14 protein-coding genes are annotated in these 20,952 nt (G+C 46.3%); 4 read left to right on the forward strand and 10 right to left on the reverse strand.

Translation table 11 applies throughout. The features are described from left to right. Window positions 1-272: 272 nt before the first annotated feature. Window positions 273-2,660 carry an outer membrane beta-barrel protein gene (locus HMPREF9999_RS04860; protein WP_009437321.1) on the reverse strand — a complete coding sequence of 796 codons (2,388 nt, stop codon included), beginning with the start codon at window positions 2,658-2,660 and terminating at the stop codon, window positions 273-275. Between the two features lie 508 nt (window positions 2,661-3,168). Then, a complete protein-coding gene (locus tag HMPREF9999_RS04865) occupies window positions 3,169-4,299 on the reverse strand; it encodes a porin (protein WP_009437322.1) in 1,131 nt (376 codons plus the stop codon). A 354-nt stretch (window positions 4,300-4,653) separates the two neighbouring features. Here HMPREF9999_RS04865 and HMPREF9999_RS04875 point away from each other — a divergent pair, with 354 nt between their 5' ends. Continuing rightward, complete coding sequence (locus HMPREF9999_RS04875) at window positions 4,654-5,622, forward strand: ROK family protein (protein WP_009437324.1); 969 nt, start codon at window positions 4,654-4,656, stop codon at window positions 5,620-5,622. A 113-nt stretch (window positions 5,623-5,735) separates the two neighbouring features. Continuing rightward, window positions 5,736-7,229, forward strand: a complete 1,494-nt coding sequence (locus HMPREF9999_RS04880) for a hypothetical protein (protein ID WP_009437325.1) — start codon at window positions 5,736-5,738, stop codon at window positions 7,227-7,229. 274 nt (window positions 7,230-7,503) lie between these two features. Here the strand turns inward: HMPREF9999_RS04880 and gap are convergent, their stop codons facing one another. After that, the gene (gene gap, locus HMPREF9999_RS04885) at window positions 7,504-8,517 is read right to left on the reverse strand and encodes a type I glyceraldehyde-3-phosphate dehydrogenase (RefSeq protein WP_009437327.1); all 1,014 of its coding nucleotides are present in this window, start codon (window positions 8,515-8,517) and stop codon (window positions 7,504-7,506) included. Between the two features lie 181 nt (window positions 8,518-8,698). On the opposite strand from gap, the gene mscL reads away from it, so the two are divergent. Next, window positions 8,699-9,118 carry a large-conductance mechanosensitive channel protein MscL gene (gene mscL, locus HMPREF9999_RS04890; RefSeq protein ID WP_009437329.1) on the forward strand — a complete coding sequence of 140 codons (420 nt, stop codon included), beginning with the start codon at window positions 8,699-8,701 and terminating at the stop codon, window positions 9,116-9,118. Window positions 9,119-9,289: 171 nt separating this feature from the next. Beyond that, a complete protein-coding gene (gene guaA / locus HMPREF9999_RS04895; RefSeq protein ID WP_009437331.1) occupies window positions 9,290-10,900 on the forward strand; it encodes a glutamine-hydrolyzing GMP synthase in 1,611 nt (536 codons plus the stop codon). A gap of 291 nt (window positions 10,901-11,191) precedes the next feature. Here guaA and HMPREF9999_RS04900 read toward each other — a convergent pair whose 3' ends face one another. From HMPREF9999_RS04900 to HMPREF9999_RS10720, 7 genes are all read right to left on the reverse strand, one after another. After that, on the reverse strand, window positions 11,192-12,184 hold the full coding sequence (locus HMPREF9999_RS04900) for a type I phosphomannose isomerase catalytic subunit (protein WP_198144625.1): 993 nt from the start codon (window positions 12,182-12,184) through the stop codon (window positions 11,192-11,194). A gap of 8 nt (window positions 12,185-12,192) precedes the next feature. Continuing rightward, complete coding sequence (locus HMPREF9999_RS04905; RefSeq protein ID WP_009437333.1) at window positions 12,193-13,305, reverse strand: ROK family protein; 1,113 nt, start codon at window positions 13,303-13,305, stop codon at window positions 12,193-12,195. Between the two features lie 195 nt (window positions 13,306-13,500). Beyond that, on the reverse strand, window positions 13,501-15,768 hold the full coding sequence (locus tag HMPREF9999_RS04910; protein ID WP_009437335.1) for a GH92 family glycosyl hydrolase: 2,268 nt from the start codon (window positions 15,766-15,768) through the stop codon (window positions 13,501-13,503). Next, complete coding sequence (locus tag HMPREF9999_RS04915) at window positions 15,758-17,992, reverse strand: GH92 family glycosyl hydrolase (protein WP_009437336.1); 2,235 nt, start codon at window positions 17,990-17,992, stop codon at window positions 15,758-15,760. The genes HMPREF9999_RS04910 and HMPREF9999_RS04915 overlap by 11 nt, the downstream gene beginning before the upstream one ends. Window positions 17,993-17,994: 2 nt before the next feature. Next, entirely contained in the window at window positions 17,995-18,999 is a 1,005-nt protein-coding gene (locus HMPREF9999_RS04920) for a glycoside hydrolase family 130 protein (protein WP_009437337.1), read from the reverse strand. Beyond that, window positions 18,999-20,393, reverse strand: a complete 1,395-nt coding sequence (locus HMPREF9999_RS04925; protein WP_009437338.1) for an MFS transporter — start codon at window positions 20,391-20,393, stop codon at window positions 18,999-19,001. The genes HMPREF9999_RS04920 and HMPREF9999_RS04925 overlap by 1 nt, the downstream gene beginning before the upstream one ends. Before the next feature lie 355 nt (window positions 20,394-20,748). Continuing rightward, on the reverse strand, window positions 20,749-20,952 hold a 204-nt coding region (locus HMPREF9999_RS10720), incomplete at its 5' end, for a hypothetical protein (RefSeq protein WP_232301277.1).

Here is a 20,952-nt window from a genome sequence, read left to right on the forward strand (position 1 = left end):
CTCATCCTCTTCTATTCTCCCCTCATTCCGTCTCTGCGGACTGAGGGGAGATTATTGTGTATTCATTCCTTTCCTACTCGCCCAGAGCAGGCGTTTCTCATTCGAGGTATGGTATTGTCCGAAAAAAATAAGAATTTCTCATATTCTCATTCAAATCTACCACAAAAACATATTAGCTCCTTTAAAGCAATCTATTTAATTTGAATTCTCGGAGATTGTTTCCTCTAAAAATATAAGCACGATTTATGCAGCTTCTCGCTGTCGTAATATAATTATAATCTATTTAATTCTTCAATATTTTTCATTGTTCTGTCGAGTTTTTGCTGTCTAAAAATATAACTATATCGTAATATTATTTTACGACTCTCACCATACCCCCAAGATGATAAATTTAAAGCATCTTTTACTCCATAGTTGTCCCACCGTTCAGAATGTAAAGCATCTGTCATCAATAGAGATAGACGCATCTGTCCGTTACACCAACTCTTGTTAAAACCTAAATCAACACATCCTGTTGGCTTGTTTACCTCATAGCTTCCTCCTTGGCGCCTTGAATAATACCGTCCAGACAGTTCAAAGCTAATACCTAAAGGAAGAAGGATACTATTACTCACAGAAAAGAAACAAGATGGACGCTTATACAGGATTCTATATGTTTCGTAATCTAGCTTATTCACAAAATAATAGAACCCTATATTTGTACTAAGATTCCACCTATGAGCAAGACATTTAGAAAAAGTCGCCTCCAATCCAACTTGTTTCTGTGTACCGATATTCTTTGTAGTCATAATCATCTTACTATTCTCAAATACATCCGTGAGCGAAGTGAAATAATCGTCAAGTTTATTGTAATATAAATTTAATAATAAACTCTTCCATGTATAGTTCAACATGATTTTATTACTTATTTGAGGCTTTAGAAAAGGATTACCTTTCCAATAAGACAATTCATCCAGTAGATATTCAAATGGATTAAGGTCTTCATATCGTGGTTTGTCTTGACGTCTACTATACAAAAGTGCTATCTTATTATTTTCATTAATCATATATGCGATATTCAGATTAGGAAATAATCGCAAGTTATTATGGTTATTCTCCTCTGTATTTTTATAATTATAATCATCTAACTTGTTATGAGTGCACATATACTCCATACGCAGTCCTGCACTTAGGTTCCATTTATCCCAAGAGTATGTATACTGTGTGTAACCCTCAACATTCTTTTCATCATAATAGAATACATTTGAACGTTGCCAATCAAGAATACCATTCTTTCTGAAAAGAAAAACATTATCACTTTTGATAAAGGATGCTTTTATGCCTGCAAGTAATTTATTCCGTTCATTTGGATTATATTTATAATCTGCTAATAGCGCATAAATATCAATTTTCCTATCAGGTTGTGAATAAAAGAAATCCGAACGAACAAGCGAATTGGTTGCCGAATAGTAATCATTAGGTTGTTCACAGCGTGACAGACCATCAAAATGTGTCCAATCAACTGATAATGATAATTGATGTTTTTCAGAAGGTTGAAATAGATAATTAATACTATTGTTGTATCGAATCGCTCTCTGCTCTATGTAATTATTACGTTCTTTTAGTATGCCTTCCAATTTGTCTATCGTTCTATATATATGGGTTGTAGTCTGTGTTTCGCCAGGTCCGGTAAGTAAGTTTATTGTACTATTTAAGAATAACTTGTGTTTCTTATTAGAACATAAAGAAAAATCAATACCTGCCGAGTAAGTATTTCGTTTGTCTGTGTCTACTGTTTCAGATAAGCTTTTATCTCCGTTTAGAATCTTCTCATAGCCATAACTCATAGCATGATATCCCATACTATGATTATAGTTAAAGCCTAACTGCCACTTATTCGTGTTATATGATAGAGCAATATCAGAGTTTTGTTTTAGGTTTTCCCAATAAGCAACGCCCTGAGTTGTATTTAACAACCAGCCAAGTCTTTCAGATGTTTTCAAAACGATATTAATAATACCACCAGCTCCATCTGCACTAAAACTAGCATCAGGGCTAGGAGAAGTTTCTATTCGGGAAATATTCGATGAAGATAGAGTACGAAGATACGAAGAAAGTTCTTCTCCTTGCAGCATCAACTTCTTTCCGTTGATATATATAGCTGTACCTCCGAGGGTGGCTAAAGATATTTCACCTTTGTTATTTACGGAAATCCCGGGAGAAGACTTTAGGACATCCAATGCATTTCCTATATCAGTAAGGTAAGATTGTGCAACATGAATTTGTATTTTTCCATTAGATGAAACTACCATAGAGCGAGATTTACGTGCTGTTATAACAACATCTTTCAAGATAAACTCATCTGGTACCATCTGGATATCGGGGAGATTATTGGAACTTGTAGGGGTAAAATTTTGCCTTATCTCTTGGTAACCTAATGCCCGTACGCATAAAATGAATTTTCTTTTTTGTAACGAAAAGGAAAACTGTCCATTGCTATCAGTAAGTTTTGTTTCTACAAGAATACTGTCAGGCAAAGAAACCAACATAACTACAGCTGCATCTATCCCTTGTTTATGCTCGTCTAGTATTCTTCCGCTTAACTTATTCTGAGCACTTCCGAAGATAGTATACCCTATCCCCATGACAAATAGCAGGAGTCGTAACATGAACTCATTCATAATAGTCAATTTTAGATAATGATGCCTTTATTCAATGGTATAAATACTAGTATTGGATTCTGTGTATAACACATTGTTGAAAGCTTATTCAATAAAAATATTCTATTGAAGAATTGAATCAATAAGCGCAACATCATGATGCTCCTCATCTCCAACTTCGTTATTGATGCGAACGTATTCTTGGAAGATGAGTTCTATCCCCTTTTCCAATACGATTACAATCTGTAGGTTTCGTACCTGAAAGAAGCAAAACCAGCAGATTCGAAAAAGGATTAGAGAGATTTCTTGAATAATAGAGATTAATTACCTTTTTATGAGGAGACAATGTATCCCCCAAAGCCTGAAGTCCTTTATTACTGGACTTCAGGCTTAATTCAGATAAGGTACTACTTTATCAGATGGTCATAAATAGCACAATTGAAAATGAGGTAAGCAGAAGATACTTCTACAGTCAATATTCCCTCCGCTAAAGCTCTATGACAAGAGTTTATGTCAATGGAGCATTTAGTTAGAATTTTGCACACACCTGCACGTCGATTGTGTTGTAGTGTCCTGCACGAAGTGAGAGATTACGATCTACGGTGTGCGTGTAGTTCACTTGGAAATCGTAGTTTTTGCCTAAATAATAGTTGGCAGTAAGCCCCCAGTTGGTGACCAGACCATCCCAACGAGTGGCATCATCACGGTAGCAATCCCAACGACCATAGAACTTTAGGTTTTCGCATTGTGGCACGGGAACGCCCAACATGGCATACCAACCATCACTTCTCGTGGCTCCACCGCGGGTGGTTCCTCCCACACTGTGGGCATATTCGGCACGTGCACTCACCGCACCTTCGTAGGTGAAACCGAGGTCGTAGCGCACACGACGTAGGGTCTCGGTGGGATTTTTCTCATTGGTGTAATAACCATCCCAACCGAAAGCACCAATGCGCAGTTCCTTGGTGGGCATTACCCACAAACCTCCGATGAGATCTTTGTGCTTATCAACATCCACGTGGTTAGTGCCTTGACCATTGTAGACACCCACTTGGTAGTGCAAGAGGCGATGCCCATCGGCTTGGGGCAAGAAATCACCTTGCATCTGGAAACCGATGTCGCGACCATTCGACACGTGTTCACCAATACGGTCGTTGATGCTCTGTAATCTCTGGGTCATTTGTGAGAAAGATCCCATGCCCACATTCATGGGATGGATGGGATTTTCAAAACCGAAGCAGCGTTTGAACTGCCCCATTCGAGGTTGCCATTCGGCAAATCTAGTCCATTCTGCGTAAGCATCTAGCACTCTAGCCCCTCGATCGATGCCGGGTGCCCCACTGAGTTCTAGCTGCAAACGATAAGCTACATCGTTCCACACCTTACCATGGGCTACTGCACGGACGATGCGGACATTGAAACCGCCATCGCTGGCTTTGTCCTCGCGATCGGTGTAGGAATACTGTGTGATGATGCAGCCACCAAGGTTGAGAGTGGGCTTGAAACCAGTGGCGTTGGACTGCGCAGACATGCTTTGTGTCTGCGCCTGAGAAGCATCACCTACGGCAGAAGAGAGGGGATTAGTTTGAGCGTTTGACACCATTTCTTCCTGCTCCACTGAAGGAGGAAGCGAAACATGCGCATGGGCTTGGGTAGCCATACAGCTACACAAAGCGCAAGTAAGAATAAAAGCTGAATGTCTCATGGTTAGAGATGTTAGTTGTTATAATAGGAGTTCGCTTGCAAAGATACAAAAAGTAAAGACATAACCTAGTATTTCCTAATCTATTTTTATTTAGGTGCGTTAGGAAATCTTCAGCCCTGCTCGATTTTCACTCTTGAACTAAAAAGAAACGCTGAGAGAGATGCACATTTAGGTGTAAAAATGTCAGGTCTACTTACAAAAAGAATATCATAAGCGTTGGAAAGTTCATTTTTTCTCCTTGTATTTGCAGCATAGAAAGGAGCGAAAAGCTCTGTAAACTCAGTATAATATATCTCAATTATATCCATTATGGAAGAAATCCTCGAAAAACCCTACGTGATTGGCCTAGACATGGGCGGCACGAACTCCGTATTTGGTATTGTGGATCAACGCGGTACTATCATTGCACAAACAGCTATTGCAACGAAAGACTACCCCGACATCAACGACTATGTAGCGGCTGCGGTGAAAGCCTTGCAACCAGCATTGGACGTGGTAGGCGGCATCGACAACATTCGTGGTATGGGTATCGGTGCTCCAAGTGGCAACTTCTATAATGGTACAATTGAGCGCGCAGCCAACTTGATTTGGCAAGGTGAAGTGCCCATCTGCGACCTCTTTGAAAAGGCATTGGGCATCCCCGTTCGCGTGACCAACGATGCTAACGCTGCTGCCTTGGGTGAAATGACCTATGGTGTGGCACGTGGTATGAAGAACTTCATCATGATTACCCTCGGCACAGGTGTGGGTTCTGGCATCGTAGTAGACGGTCGCGTGGTCTATGGTTCTGACGGTTTTGCGGGTGAACTCGGTCACGTAGTGATTGATCACACAGAAGCTGGTCGTCCATGCGGTTGCGGTCGCAAGGGTTGTCTCGAAACTTACTGCTCTGCTACTGGCGTGGCACGCACTGCTCGCGAATTCTTGGTAAAATCTGATACTCCCTCTCCCTTGCGTGACATCGATCCAGACAAGATTACTTCGTTTGATGTGTTCCAAGCTGCAGAAAAGGGTGACAAGATTGCGCTCGATATCTTTGAATATACTGGTACTCTTCTCGGTCGCACCTGCGCTGACTTCGCCACCTTCAACACCCCTGAAGCCTTTGTATTCTTCGGTGGTTTGGCCAAAGCTGGTGAGTATTTGATGGAGCCTCTCCGTCGCGCATACGACCAACACGTGCTTAAGATTTTCAAAGTTAAAGCTAAATTGCTCGTTTCTACCCTTAAGGGTGCTGAAGCTGCCTTGCTTGGTGCCTCTGCCCTCGGTTGGGAATAAGCCTACATTTCTATAAAACGTGGTATCATCGACAACACGCTCGAAGATACCACGTTTTTCGTTATACACTATTTCATTAGTGGATTTACAGAACACTTCACAACTACAGAACTATGATAAAAGACATCCATGAACAAATAGCGGAGTGGCATGAAAACAATGAGCCTGCCAAGATTATCAAATTGCTCGAATCGCTCCCACCTCATAAACTGACCAACGAACGCGTAGGTTGGTTGGCTAGAGCCTACAACAACCTCGCTGCCCAAGATGATAATCCCGAACACTACGAAACTGCTATTCGTGTGCTAGAAAGTGTTCGTGATGAAGCAACAGAGAAAGACGAACTCTGGAATCACCGCATGGGCTTTGCACTCTATCAGCTTGACCGCGAGGGGGAAGCTGCCGAATACTTCATTCGCACTCTCGAGGGTGAGCCTTATGAGTCGCTAGCTGCCGACACAAAAGAAATGCTCGCCGACTGCTACAAGTACCTAGCCTTTCCCCGATACACCAAAGGTTCGTTTGCAGACCGCGTGGAAAAGGCATGGGAAGCCTTTGCAGAGCAAGAAGCAGAGCTGCGCCAGCTCGTGGACAACGGAGCTTCTGGTGATGAAATCCAAGAATTGGCATTCTCTAGTTTGAAACTAGCTTTCCCAAATCTGGCGTTTGAGATTGGCTCGCAGAATTACCACATCATCCTTTCTGCCGATGGTACTTGGATGCTCTATCCCCTTTTCCGCTTTTTCCTGAGTCGCATGCCCGAATCAGTGCGCGAGCATTGGAAATTCTCCGTTGGTAGAACTGCCAACCCTGATTTGTACGTCGATTTCGGTGAAGGAGTGATTTCTGCAGAAGAAGTGCTAGTGTATTTCACCAAAGATGAAGGTGGCGAAAGCATTAGTGTAGGTGTTTACCACCCACTGTTGCTGGAAGGTGATAGTCCTGCTTGGTGGCGTGCCGAAGTATTGGTAGATAATGCCGTGGGCGAATTGGTCAATACGGAGTTTATATCGGTGATTAATGTGCTGGAAGAAGCCCCCAGTGAAGAAGACAGCTTCAAACTCTCTGAACTTCGCGATATGCTTGCCATGCTTTATTCCAAGGATCCTCGTTGGGAAAACATCGATGTCATCTTACAGGGCACGATGAACTATCGTTTCGGAGATCAAGAGGATATTGAGCCCACCGACCTCCGATTAGACATCCAAACTGGAACAACGACGATTCCACGTTTTGTAAGCGAATTTGCAAAAGACGAATCTGGGCTCATGAATTTCTTCCATCGTTTCGGTTGCGTGGGTGGCTTTTTCGCCTTCGACGTGCCTGGACTTGACGAAATGGAGGAAGCTGAACGCGAAGCTGCCATCGATGCAGCATGCACTACTCTCGAAAACTACCTCCGCACACATCCAAAGGGGAATTATGCTGACTTCATCGGCCGTGCTGTAGGACGTTTCCACGTCTATGTGGACTTCCTCGCCTTTGACATCCAAAAGGTCTGCGATGCTGCCTTCGAATTCTTTAAACAATACGACACTTCCTTTGCGGCTTTCCAAACCTATCGCCGCGATGTGGATTTCTTCAACATGAAGAAAACAGAGGGTTGACGGTGACCTTAGGACACTGCCAGCCTCCTTATCCATTAATCTACCCCCGATCATCCGTGAGATGTTCGGGGCTTTTGTTGCCTTATAGTCTAGTGGTGTTTGATTATCGGACAATAGAATGAGAGGACAGCTGAGTAATAGGATGGCAAGCGTGCTGGCTACCCAAGCTTGTGGGGAGCAATTTGAGCGTTTAGAAACAAAAATTGCCACCCTACTGTTGAGTAGGATGGCAAATGTATTGTCTACTTCAGACGAAGTAACAAGGGGGCAATGATTAGCCGTTAACCTTCTTCATGTGAGCGATGAGGTCGAGCACCTTGTTAGAGTAGCCGATTTCGTTGTCGTACCAAGATACAACCTTCACGAAAGTATCAGTGAGAGCGATACCAGCCTTAGCGTCGAAGATAGAAGTGCGAACATCACCGAGGAAGTCAGAAGAAACAACTGCATCTTCAGTGTAGCCGAGAACACCGTTGAGTTCACCTTCAGCAGCTTCCTTCATAGCAGCGCAGATTTCGTCGTACTTAGCAGGCTTAGCCAAGTTAACAGTGAGGTCAACTACAGATACGTCGAGAGTAGGAACACGCATAGACATACCAGTGAGCTTACCGTTGAGCTCGGGGATAACCTTACCTACAGCCTTAGCAGCACCAGTAGAAGAAGGAATGATGTTGCCAGCAGCAGCACGACCACCACGCCAGTCCTTGAGAGAAGGACCGTCAACAGTCTTTTGAGTAGCAGTAGTAGAGTGTACAGTAGTCATCAAGCCATCAACGATACCCCACTTGTCGTGAAGAACCTTAGCGATAGGAGCCAAGCAGTTAGTGGTGCAAGAAGCGTTAGAAACGAATTGAGTACCCTTAACGTAAGTGTCGAGGTTAACACCAGTTACGAACATAGGAGTGTCGTCCTTAGAAGGAGCAGACATAACTACGTACTTAGCACCAGCGTCGATGTGGCCTTGAGCCTTTTCCTTAGAGAGGAAGAGACCAGTTGATTCAACCACGTATTCAGCTTCTACTTCGTTCCACTTGAGGTCAGCAGGATTGCGTTCTGCAGTGACACGGATCTTTTGACCGTTAACGATGAGTACGTTTTCTTCAGTGCAGAAATCGATAGTGCCGCTGAATTGACCGTGCATGGTGTCGTACTTGAGCATGTAAGCCAAGTAGTCTACTGGGCAGAGGTCATTGATACCTACAATCTGGATGTCGCTGCGGTTTTCTACAGCGGCGCGGAATACGAAACGGCCGATACGACCGAAACCGTTGATACCTACTTTAATCATGATAAATGATGTTGTTATGAAATTGAGTTGTTAGGATCAGATTTTGAACATCAAGAAGATGTCTTCTGAGCGAGAAAACGAGAAATATAGGTTTATCTACACTTTTTTCCCACTTTCGTACCGCAAAAATACGAAGAAAGTTTTACTTTTGCAGTGCATTACAGATAAAAATTCAGACTAAATGTCGAAATCATCATTTTTTCAAGACTTCAAGGCGTTTGCAGTTAAAGGAAACGCTGTAGATTTGGCTGTCGGTGTCATCATTGGTGGTGCCTTTGGTAAAATCGTTTCCTCCATTGTAGACGACCTCATCATGCCTCCCATCGGGTGGCTCATTGGTGGCGTGGACTTCAAGGATCTTTCTGTGAAACTTCCTGCAGCCATTGAAGGACAAACAGAGGTGACGATCAACTATGGTAACTTTATTCAGACAGTGTTCGACTTCCTCATCGTGGCTTTCTGCGTGTTCATGCTCGTGCGTGGCATCCAGGCTTTGAAGAAGAAGGAAGAACCTGCTGCTCCTGCTCCTCCTGCTGGTCCAACGCAGGAAGAACTGCTCACGCAGATTCGTGACTTGCTCGAAAAGCAATCTAAAGCATAATGCCCAAGTGGCGCGGACGCACGGACGTTTGCGCCACTTGTCAGTTTTGGATAACGACTCAAAGTCTTTCTAATCATGAACTTATGATAGGGATTGCTTATATTTCAGCTTTCTCATAATCAACTTGGTGTTAAGCACCACAGCGCCCTAGAAGCGTTCTAAACTCTATATATGCAACAGAAAATCATTATCCTTGACTTCGGTTCGCAGACCACACAGCTCATCGGTCGCCGCGTCCGTGAACTCGACACTTTTTGCGAAATCTTGCCTTACAACAAGTTTCCACACGATGATCCCTCAGTGATTGGCGTCATTCTTTCGGGATCGCCTTTCAGTGTCTACGATCCTGAAGCCTTTCAGGTAGATCTTTCCAAAATCCGTAGACGTCTTCCTATATTGGGCATCTGCTATGGTGCGCAATATATGTCGCACATCTATGGTGGTAAGGTGGAACCAGCCAACACGCGCGAATATGGTCGTGCTAACCTCACGACCTTTGAGCACAACAACCCTCTCTTCCGTGATTTTCACGAAAACTCTCAAGTGTGGATGAGCCATGGCGACACCATCACTGCCATCCCCGAAGGTTTCCGTTGCATCGCTTCTACGCCACAAGTGAAGTATGCTGCTTACCAGGCTGAAAACGAACAACTGTGGGGTGTGCAATTCCACCCCGAAGTGTTCCACTCACTCCAAGGCAGCACCTTGCTGCGCAACTTTGTGGTGGATATTTGTGGTAGCCATCAAGACTGGAGTCCTGCTTCTTTCGTAGACAGCACTGTGGCTGAACTCAAGGTGCAGTTGGGCAACGACCGCGTAATTCTCGGTCTTTCCGGTGGTGTAGACTCTTCTGTAGCAGCCGTGTTGCTCAACAAGGCTATCGGCAGCAACCTCACTTGTATCTTTGTGGACCACGGTATGCTCCGCAAGGATGAATTTAACGCGGTGATGGAAGACTACAAATGCCTTGGTCTGAATGTGATTGGCGTAGATGCTAGCGAAAAGTTCTTCACAGAACTGGCTGGTGTCGAAGAACCCGAAAGCAAGCGTAAGATCATCGGTGCAGGTTTCATCGATGTATTCAACGCAGAAGCCATGAAGATCACCGATGCGAAGTGGTTGGCACAAGGCACCATCTATCCCGACCGTATTGAGTCGCTCAACATCACCGGCAAGGTAATCAAGAGCCATCACAACGTGGGCGGTCTTCCCGAAAAGATGCACCTCAAGATTTGCGAACCACTCCAATGGTTGTTCAAAGACGAAGTGCGCCGTGTGGGTCGTCAAATGGGCATGCCTGAGCACCTCATCAACCGACACCCCTTCCCTGGCCCTGGTCTTGCCGTGCGCATCTTGGGCGACATCACCCCCGAAAAGGTGCGCATCCTCCAAGATGCCGACGACATCTTCATCCGTGGTCTCCACGACTACAAGGTTAAGATGGACGTGGACACAGCTCGCCGTGTGCTCGCTGCTGGTGTGCCTAACGATGCTCCCGAACACGGAGAGATTGAGGTTTCACTCTACGACCAAGTATGGCAAGCTGGCGTGATGCTCCTCCCCGTGAAGAGTGTGGGCGTGATGGGTGACGAACGTACCTACGAACAAGCCGTGGCACTCCGCGCTGTAACCTCTACCGATGCTATGACTGCCGACTGGAGCCACCTCCCTTACGACTTCTTGGCAAAGGTGAGCAATGAGATTATCAACAATGTGCGTGGCGTAAACCGCGTATGTTACGATATCTCCTCAAAACCACCTTCAACCATCGAGTGGGAATAAATCCCCCCACTGCTACTCTATTCTTTTGTCTCACGGCAAAGAAAGAACAAAAAACACCTCATTATGGCATCGAGTCATAATGAGGTGTTTTGTTTGAAGTGAGGATTATCTGACAGAAATCTTACATTATGAAGGATTTCAGAGTGAAAGTCTCCCAAGTAAAAGGATGTCACAAGGAATCCTTAGAACCAATGTGCCTATTCTCAAGTCTATGGAGTGTGTGAACTCACAGAAGAAGCGTGAGGGATGGGCGAGAGATAACAGATAGCCTACACGAGATGGCTTACACGCTTACTTGATGTAGCTAGTGAGCACCTTGATATTGCTTGAGGGAGTCACCATCATTCGAGTGGCGCATGCAGGCACAAGAACTGTTTCACCTTGGCGCAAGGAGACTGTTTTGTGTTGTGGATCGATGTTGTCGCCTTCCACAGTCACCGTACCTTCGCCTTCTGTGCAGATGACTATGGTGAACGAGTCTCTAGCTGCCAATTCCTCGGTGAGAGGTTGTTGCAAATCCAAGAGAGAAGTAGTGAAGTATTGGCACTCCACCAAAGGAGTGTTTTCGTTCTTACGTGTCACATAGTCCGTTCTGTAGTCGGAATATGCCTTGAAGTCAATGGCATCTTTCGCCAGTTCCGTGTGCAACTCTCTGGGCTTACCGTCCAATCCCATACGGCCGTAGTCGTAGATGCGATAGGTGATGTCGGAAGTCTGTTGGATTTCAGCAATGAAGCATCCGCCACAAATTGCGTGAATGCGCCCCGCAGGCAAGAAGAAGACGTCGCCCTTCTTGACATTGTGACGAGCAATGACATCAGTAATGGTGTTGTCTTCCACCATTTTTTCGTATTCCTCGGGCGTAATCGTTTTAGAAAGGCCAGAAAGCAGGTAAGCATCTTTGTCAGCTTCGATGACATACCACATTTCGGTTTTACCTTTAGAACCATTGTGACGTACACCAGCCAAGGCATCATCGGGATGCACTTGGATGCTCAAATCGGAAGCTGCATCGATAAACTTAATGAGCAAGGGGAACTGATTGCCAGTGTTGTCATAGACATGACGACCCACAATCTGTTCTTTGTACTCTTCCAAGAGTTCTACAACGGTCTTTCCAGCCAGACTACCTTCTGCCACTACGGACTCATTACCAGGCACGCCAGAGATTTCCCAGCTTTCGCCGACATTATGCAGTTCTGTCTTGATTCCTTTGTATGGCGCAATTTTTTCTCCACCCCAAACCAAAGACTTCAAGAGTGGATTAAACTTAATAGGATACAACATATTCATTAGTTATTTGATAGCTCATCTAGTTTAGAAAGGGCGAAGGCATAGGCTCCGAGTGAGATGGCAGCAGAAGCTCCAATCTTGGAACGCATGATACCAATGCGCTTTTGTGGATCATAGACCACAGTTTCTTCCGAGCCATAGATTTTGATTTCACGAGCCTCACCTTTAACAAAGGCTTCAAATTCGGCAGATTCATCAATGTTATACACCTTCATCTGCACGCGATCGAGTTCATCACCGGCCATCGTGTGAATCTTGCCACGCAAGGTTTTGAGGATGCTGGGCATGAGCAAATCGTGACTGCCCATGATGCCACCGCCAATGACCACAAGGCCGTCCATGAGAGTGACTGCCACACGGATAGCTTCACCTGCCACTTCACCCATTTTGGCAAAGGCCTTGATGGCAGCTTCTTGATTCCCTTCTTGCTCTCCGTGAGCAATGGCTGCAATGTCCTTGGGTTCCAAACCGTGGTTGGCATCTCCCGACAACTCGCCATAGACACGTTTCACCGCACGGATAGCAGCACCATCTTCGATGATGACGTCGCGATTATCGGGGTGTGGCAAGCAGAAAGTTTCTACGCAGGAGTTATCTCCGATATTTAATTTTCCACCAATCACGCAACCGATGCCTAATCCCGTGCCAAAGGTGTAGCCAATGAGGTTCTTATAGTGCTTCTTTCCACCTTGCTCAGCAATCTTGGCATTGACCTCGGGCAACACGCCTCCAAGTGCCTCGCCATAAGCATAGAGGTCACCATCATTGTTGATGAAGACAGGGATACCAAACTTCTTTTGCAAGAAAGGCCCGAGTGCCACACCATCACGGAAGGAGGGGAAATTGGGGAGGAATCCTCCGATGATACCGTTGGGGTAATCAGCAGGGCCAGGGAAGGCGAAACTGATGGCAAGCGGTTTTTCAGAGAGTGTTTCAATCACACGGCTGAAACCTTCGACCATTGTATTTAGACATAGGTCCAAATCGTGGGCATTAGAAGGGAGTGTCACAGAGAAAGGAGTGGGTTTGCCACCTTTCATGGCTCCGAAAACCATGTTAGTACCGCCTGCATCCAAAGTCAGCACAGTACGACTATCTTCAAATATATTCATGCTTTGCTATTATTCGTTGTTCAAAGATTTTTTTCGAGAAGGAGGGAAAAGCCTTGGGCTTGCCAACAGCTGTTTCCGCTCTTAGTGAGGATGGGGAAACGTTTCCCCTATCCTCCCAATACTCAGAAGGTATTTTGCCAGTAGTGCCTGCGCTAAAGCCCAAAACAAACCTTTGTTATCGCCTGATTTGATGACTTATTTTTCCGCTTCGTTGGCAGTTTCCCAATTGTACCACACTGCAGGTTGTGCACCCATGTAGAAAGTGAGCTTTCCGCCTTTGACGATGTCGCCATATTCTATATAAGGCTTGTCCCACTCATGGCCATTGAGTGTAATTTTTTGGATATACTTGTTCTCTTTGCTGTTATTCACCGTGTTGATGTCAAACTTCGTCTTGCCGTCTTTGCTCACTACAATCGAAACTTTGTCAAAGAGAGGACTACCAAACCAATACTTTGTCGAAGCAGGTTCTACGTTGTAGAAGCCCATGGCGGTCAAGATGTACCAAGCCGACATCTGACCCACATCCTCATTGCCCGAAAGTCCATCAGGCACTGCGTGATATTGACCTTCGAGAATCTCACGCACCTTGTCAGCCGTCTTCCATGGTTGACCAGACATGGTGTAGAGATAGATGATGTGGTGACTGGGTTCGTTGCCATGAACGTATTGCCCAATCAAGCCAGACATGTCGGGAGACGCGTCCTTGCCAAGTACTGAGGGAGCTTTAAAGAGAGAGTCGAGACGGTGCGTCATCTTTTCTCTGCCTCCGAAAGCCTCGAGCAAGCCCTTCAAATCGTGGGGTGCAAGCCAAGTGTATTGCCAAGCATTGCCTTCGCAATAGTCATTGGCGCGGTGCTCCGCGGAGAAAGGATTGAAAGGAGTGCGCCAACCGCCATCGGCTGTGCGACCTCTCACAAACAGGGTCTCTTTGTCAAAGAAATTTCTCCAACTGTGGCTGCGATTTTTGAAGAACTTTTCGTCTTCGTGATGACCTAGCACACGAGCCGCATTGGCTACGGCTGCATCGGCAATGGCATATTCCATGTCGTTGGCACAGGCTTCTTCGTATAAGTCACAAGGGATGTAACCATATTTCTTGCGAATATCTTGTCCGCGTTCGTCGAGCATCACCGAAGCCTTGCAAGCCTTATAAGCTCTCTCTTTGTCGATGCCTTCTATTCCTTTGACGATGGCCTCAGCCACAGCAATCACGCCGGGATTACCCACCATGCAGTCGGTTTCGTTGCCCATGAGATGCCATACGGGCAACTTCCCTTGTTCATCGAAGATGTCCAACATCGTGTTGATCAAATCCGCACGCTTGGAGGGATGAATGATGTGATACAAGGGCATCGCAGCGCGGTAAGTGTCCCAAAGCGACATGGTCGTGTAGACGTTGCGCGACTTGTTGTAGACCTTACCATCAGCACCTCTGTATGCTCCGTCGACATCTGAGAAGAGCGAAGGTGCCACCATGGTGTGATAGAGCGCTGTGTAGAAAATTTTGCGAGAAGCATCGTCGGAAGTCTCAATTTTGATTTTTGAGAGTTCCTTGTTCCAGCGTTCCCAAGCCTGCTTTTTCGTCTTTTCAAATTCCCAAGCAGGTTGTTCTTTCTCAACTGCCTTCTTCGCACCGTCCATGCTTACGGCAGAGATGCCAACTTTCATCAACACTTGCTCGCCTTGCTGTGTACGGAAAGAGAATCGGGCATATCTGGTCTGACCATCCTTTTGGATGAACATCTTCTCGTTCTTTTCAAAAGGTTTAGAGAACACGGAATAGAAGAACATCTTTTGCGCTTTTGCCCATCCCTTGGAGTGTCGCCATCCACGGATGCTATTGCCGTCTACCACCTCGATGTGAGTATCTTCTGCCTTGTCCCAGCAACCGCCATTCTCAAGATCGAGCACGATGGCAGCCTCATCCGATTTGGGGAAGGTGTAGCGGTGGAGCCCCACTCTGTCGGTGGCGGTGAGTTCTGCCAAAATGCCGTAGCGCGTGAGGGGAACACTGTAATATCCTGGGATAGAAACTTCTTTCGAGCGATCAGCATACGACCAAAGCCCCGTTTCGGGTTGTCCCACTTTACCTCTTTCATACACGGACTTGCCAACTACAGGCATGACGGTGATGTCAAACAAATCGCCAATTCCCGTACCACTCAAGTGGGTGTGGGAAAATCCAATCACCGTGCTATCCGAAGCATGGTAGCCCGATGTCCAGTCCCACTCTTGCGGCACACTTGTAGGGCCTAACTGCACCATACCAAAGGGTACATTCGCCCCTACAAAGACGTGACCATGTCCTCCAGTGCCGATGCGGGTGTCCACGTGTTTGGCGTAAGTGTCCATCTTCGCATTAACGCACGACAAAGCTGTGCTCGATAAAGCCGTAAATAATGCTATCGTGCGGAAGCCTCTGAAAGCCTCTTTGAGACTGAATCCTCGGTTATTTTGCATAATCTCTGACAAATTCTTGGTGTGTGATACGGTGTTTCTTAATTTTCTGTTCCTTGCGAATGACGTATTTCCCATTGATTTCTATGCTGTCAAAGACAGGTTGGAACATCGTGTAATGGGGTTCGCCTGGACAGTCGGGATACATCCCGATCATGCTAAACACAGCCCATGCGGACATCACTCCGGTATCGTCGTTGCCAGGAATGCCATCGGGGCGAGTGGTGTAATACTTCTTCAAGAGGGCAGCCACAGTTTGGGGCGTGCGGTGCTCCTCGCCTTTGAATCGGCTGAAGAGGAAAGGATAGGCAATGTCAGGTTCGTTGGCAGGATCGTAAAGTCCTTCATCAAACACTTTTTGCAGTTTGGCAACAAAAGCTTTGCCGCCGCCCATAGCCTTTGCTAGCCCTTCGATGTCGTGGGGCACATAGAATGTGTAGTTCCACGCACTACCCTCGTGAAAACCCGGGGTATTGGAGAAGTCTGCCCCATCTTTGGGATTGAAGGGAGAGAGGAATGTGCCATCGCTGTTCAAGGGGCGCAAGGTGCCAGACTCTTTGCTGTAGTAATGCCTCCAACCTTTGGAGCGTTTTCTAAACTCTTTGGCATACTTTTGATATTCTGCCTTCTGCGCACTGCCGGTGGCTTCTTGCGCTAGTTTGTCGGACAACAAAGCCAAAGCATTGTCGGCTACGTAATATTCCAAAGCATGAGACACGGAGTTATCTCCAGAGAAGTCCTGCGCAAAATAACCTAGGGGGATGTAGCCTTTTTCGATATAAGGATCCACATCAGGGCGAATCTTGTTGTCTTTGCCAGGGGTATTAGCAGACTTGAGGCAGGCTTTATAGGCCGCTTGGATGTCAAAATCGGTGAGTCCTTTTAGATAGGTGTCTGCTATCACAGGAATAGCGGGGTCGCCTTCCATGGTGAAAGTTTCGCGCCCATACAGTTCCCACTTAGGCATCCAGCCCCATTCTTTGTACATGTCCACCATGCTGCGCACCATGTCTATTTGTTTCTCGGGATATGCCAAGGCAAGCAGTTGGTGTAGGTTGCGACTGGTGTCCCAAAGGGAAAACACCGTGTAACGATTGTGCCCTTGTGCCACCTTTCCAATGCCGGGTTTCACCACCTCAATTCCATTTTGCGCAGCATACTTGCCGCCTTGCATCAAGGGATATTCTCCATTGACGTCGTTGAGCACATTGGGGTGCAAGAGCGCGTGGTAGAGTGCCGTATAGAAGACTTTCTTCTGCTCCTCACTGCCCCCACTCACTTTCACCCTTTCGAGGGCTTCTTCCCACTGGCGATGTGCCTGATCACGCACCTGATCAAAGTTGCACCCTAGCTGTTCAGCATCTAGATTCTGGCGCGCGTTGTCGCAATTCACGAACGACACACCCATCTGTACACAAATCTGCTCTCCGTCTTCTGCATCAAAGGTGAAACGATAACCGAGATCATCTCCCGCCATTTCGCGAGCATAGTCTGTGTAAACCTTGTATTTCCCAGCATGTTCGTCCCACTCTGCTTCGGCGGTCATGTTGGGTTGTTTCTTCCAAAAACCCGCTTCTTTGGGAATCTTGTTCACCCGCATCACAAAATACTGTGGAAAGACCGCTTGCGAATGATAGCAAAATCCACCGCACAATCTCATGCCTTCAATTTCGGTGTCACTGACCTTTCTGATGAAGCCACCAGATTCATTGGTGAGTCCTTGTCCGAGATTGACGATGACATGCGCCTTACCTTTGCGATAGGTGTAGCGTTCAATAGAAGAGCGCATCGTAGCCGCCACCTCGGCCATGATGTCATATTTTGAGAGTTTCAAGGCATAATAGCCTGGTTGCGCCGTCTCGCCCGTATAATCACTTCCATACAATTTATAGTCGGTCGTGAGCTCTCCAGAGGTAGGCATCGTGATGATGGTACCCAAGTCTGGACATCCCACTCCACTAAGATTGACGTGAGAAAAACCAGTAAACCAGCAGTTGTCTGAAGTGTAGGGCGTAGACCACCATCGGCTGTCTTTGTCCCATTTGTTTTTCTCCGATCCAGTGACATTGAAGGGAGAGATGCTCATCATTCCGTTCGGACATACAGCACCAGGGTTGGTCGTCCCGAAATTGGACGACCCCACCCATGGATGCACATAATCCGTCAGCTGTCTCGCACTGGAAAAGAAGGGAATGAGTAGAGCGATTACGGCGACAAGAAATCTCATTATTATTTCAATATATTGGTGCGTTTGGTAAACTCAATGATTTCGGGGATATATCCGAAAGCCAATCCCGTTACGGTGTCAGCGCATCCATAGTAGATAGCGATTCTTCCAGTTTCGGGATCATGCAATGAAGCACAGGGGAAGGTCACATTGGGCACATCGCCTGCCAATTCATAAATTTCGCGAGGAGAAATCAGATATTGTCCACTTCGCGCAAGCACCTTCCAAGGTTGTTCCAAGTCTAAGAGCGCAGAACCGAACGCATAAACGTAGCCATTGCAAGAATGGAGCACACCATGATAGATGAGCAACCAGCCCTCAGAAGTCTCAATAGGCACAGGCCCTGCCCCAATCTTCATGCACTGCCATGCGCTCTCTTTGAACTCAGCAGGTGCCATTACGTGACGATGACGTCCCCAAAATTCGAGATCGGGAGATTCGCTATAGAAGATGTCACCGAACGCAGTGTGTCCCGTGTCGGAAGGACGAGAAAGCATGGCAAAGTGGCCATTGATTTTCTTGGGGAAGAGCACACCATTACGGTTATAGGGCAAGAAGGCATTCTCCAGTTGGTGGAAGGTCACAAAGTCGTCGGTCCAAGCCAATCCAATGGTAGGGCCGTGATGATCGTTGCACCACGACACATAGTAGCGGCCATCAATCTCAGCCACACGAGGGTCATAACCATAGCCCCACTCTGCCACTTCGGGAGCAGCACCGACAAACTTGATGGTGTCGGGGTTCATGTCCCACTTCAAACCATCTTTGGAGAATCCCACATGAAGAGTCATGCGGCGGTTCTTGTCGTCCACGCGGAACACACCGGCATAACCGTCTTTGAAAGGAACTACAGCAGAGTTAAAGATACTGTTACTGTCGGGCAAGAGGTCACGAGGAATCACAGGGTTTGCAGAAAATCTCCACAAAACATCATTGCAAGATTCGGGACGATTCTCCCAGGGCATATTGGGGAGCGGTGCTCCTTGTATGGTCAGTTTGTTATCCATTATGATAATTTATTTTGTATTTCGTTCATTTTTTTCGTGGTCAGAGGATAGAAGAACAAGCACAAAGCTCCTAAAAGGGCTCCTATCGCTGGAATCCAGCTCATCAACGCCTTAATAGCGGCCAAGGTTTCGGGAGCTTGAACAGTGACATCCTTGTTATAGGCTGCAAACGCGAGCACCTGCAAGAGGATAAAGCCACCGATAGCACCACCAAACTTTTGTGCCATGGAGGAGGATGAAAAAATCAATCCCGTACTAGCGTTGCCATGTTTCCAGATGGAATAGTCGGCTACGTCGGCCATCATCGACCAAATCATAGGCGCACCCACACCAATACCGATGCAGATGGCGATTTGACTGGCAATGAGTCCAATCATACCAGCATGCGTTTCGACGGGGAGGAACCAAATCACGGCACTCACCACCGCAATAAAGATGAGAGAACCGAAGAAGGTGGTCTTCTTCCCAACTTTTTGTGCAAGAGGTACAGCAAAGGCCACACCTGCCATCTGCGCCAATTCACCGATGGTCAAAAACACAGCGCAGGTGATGAGTACATCTGTGCCCAAGATGTTGGCAAAATAATAGGCAGCTGCACCACCACGGATAGAACCAAACAAGAGTTGTCCGATGCCTGCCCCCAACAACAACCACCATGGGCTGTTTTTGAGCAGGTGCTTCATGTCTTCCTTGATGGATTGCTTCTCTTTTTGCTCTGGCAACTGCACTCTTTCGCGTGTCATCAAAAAGCTAAAGATGAAAAGAACAGCACACAGCACAGCTATGACAGTCACAATCATCGTCCACTGCATGGGAGAGGCATCGCCTACCCCTTTGATGACATTGCCTGCCGCATTGACAGTGCCTATCACATGATTCTCAAAAAGGCCGAACAATCCCATAGCCACAAAACTACCGATGTAGGCAAAGAACATGCGATAGGACGAAAACACAGATTTTTCGTTACTATCTTCTGTCATCACACCGAGCATCGCACCATAAGGCACGTTGATCGCAGTGTACACCGTCATCATCATCAAATAGGTGACGTAGGCATAAACATGCTTGAACGAGTAGCTAGCATCGGGAGTGTAAAAAGAAAGAATCCCGACCAAGGCAAACGGCAAAGCCACCCACAACAACCACGGACGATAACGTCCCCAGCGCGTGCGGGTGCGATCGGCAATCAGTCCCATCACAGGGTCTGACACAGCATCATAAAGTTTGGTAATCAAAAGCAGCATTGCTGCGTGTGCAGGCTTCAGCCCGAACACATCGGAATAGAAAATAGGCAGGTAGTACGAAAAAATCTTCCAAAACATACTGGAAGACATATCACCTAGACCATACCCTATTTTTTCACGGATAGAAGTTTTGGTATTATTGGTTGTCATAATTCGTTTATCTTTCAAAACCAAGGGAGAGTATCAAGCATTTGAATATCAAGAAGAGGACGTGCGCTAAGGCAGAAATATGGTATAAATCGGGTTGCTCTACTCTTCTGTGCGGCAAAAAGCCTGATTCTGCTCGAATAATCTATTCGCAAAGATAATGATATCTTGGGAGAATACAGAATAAAATCCGAATTATTTTTCATAAAATCACGGCAAAACGGTGGTATGTGCCTACTTATTCTGCGTGTCGCATGACGAATGTTTCACAAAGACCCACAATAGCTAGTCGTCCCTTAAAAAGCACAGTTAAGTGAGAATCCATTTGTGGACGCTCTCTCGCTGAGCATTTCGCTTATTATTCTGAGCTAGAAGGGTCTATACCCAAATGCCGATATTGTAAACTCCAATCGCTATTTGGAGGGGCTAGCACCACAAAATGAAACGAAACACAGAGGACTAACATTTTTTTCACTACCGCACTGAGGGGGGGATAAACGGAAAAATGTAGTTTTGCTCTCGCAATCGGAACGTTTTCGTTAAGCCAAATGAGCAGAACCGA

It is taken from the genome of Alloprevotella sp. oral taxon 473 str. F0040 (genome assembly GCF_000318095.2).
Taxonomy (GTDB): Bacteria; Bacteroidota; Bacteroidia; order Bacteroidales; family Bacteroidaceae; genus Alloprevotella.

Excerpts from the sequence above, each read along its gene's own strand:
- gap (WP_009437327.1), bottom strand. The coding sequence starts at position 8,517 with ATGATTAAAGTAGGTATCAACGGTTTCGGTCGTATCGGCCGTTTCGTA.
- HMPREF9999_RS04865 (WP_009437322.1), bottom strand. The coding sequence starts at position 4,299 with ATGGCTACCCAAGCCCATGCGCATGTTTCGCTTCCTCCTTCAGTGGAG.
- HMPREF9999_RS04925 (WP_009437338.1), bottom strand. The coding sequence starts at position 20,393 with ATGACAACCAATAATACCAAAACTTCTATCCGTGAAAAAATAGGGTAT.
- HMPREF9999_RS04905 (WP_009437333.1), bottom strand. The coding sequence starts at position 13,305 with ATGAATATATTTGAAGATAGTCGTACTGTGCTGACTTTGGATGCAGGC.
- HMPREF9999_RS04910 (WP_009437335.1), bottom strand. The coding sequence starts at position 15,768 with ATGCAAAATAACCGAGGATTCAGTCTCAAAGAGGCTTTCAGAGGCTTC.
- mscL (WP_009437329.1), top strand. The coding sequence starts at position 8,699 with ATGTCGAAATCATCATTTTTTCAAGACTTCAAGGCGTTTGCAGTTAAA.
- HMPREF9999_RS04875 (WP_009437324.1), top strand. The coding sequence starts at position 4,654 with ATGGAAGAAATCCTCGAAAAACCCTACGTGATTGGCCTAGACATGGGC.
- guaA (WP_009437331.1), top strand. The coding sequence starts at position 9,290 with ATGCAACAGAAAATCATTATCCTTGACTTCGGTTCGCAGACCACACAG.
- HMPREF9999_RS04915 (WP_009437336.1), bottom strand. The coding sequence starts at position 17,992 with ATGAGATTTCTTGTCGCCGTAATCGCTCTACTCATTCCCTTCTTTTCC.
- HMPREF9999_RS04920 (WP_009437337.1), bottom strand. The coding sequence starts at position 18,999 with ATGGATAACAAACTGACCATACAAGGAGCACCGCTCCCCAATATGCCC.
- HMPREF9999_RS04860 (WP_009437321.1), bottom strand. The coding sequence starts at position 2,660 with ATGAATGAGTTCATGTTACGACTCCTGCTATTTGTCATGGGGATAGGG.
- HMPREF9999_RS04880 (WP_009437325.1), top strand. The coding sequence starts at position 5,736 with ATGATAAAAGACATCCATGAACAAATAGCGGAGTGGCATGAAAACAAT.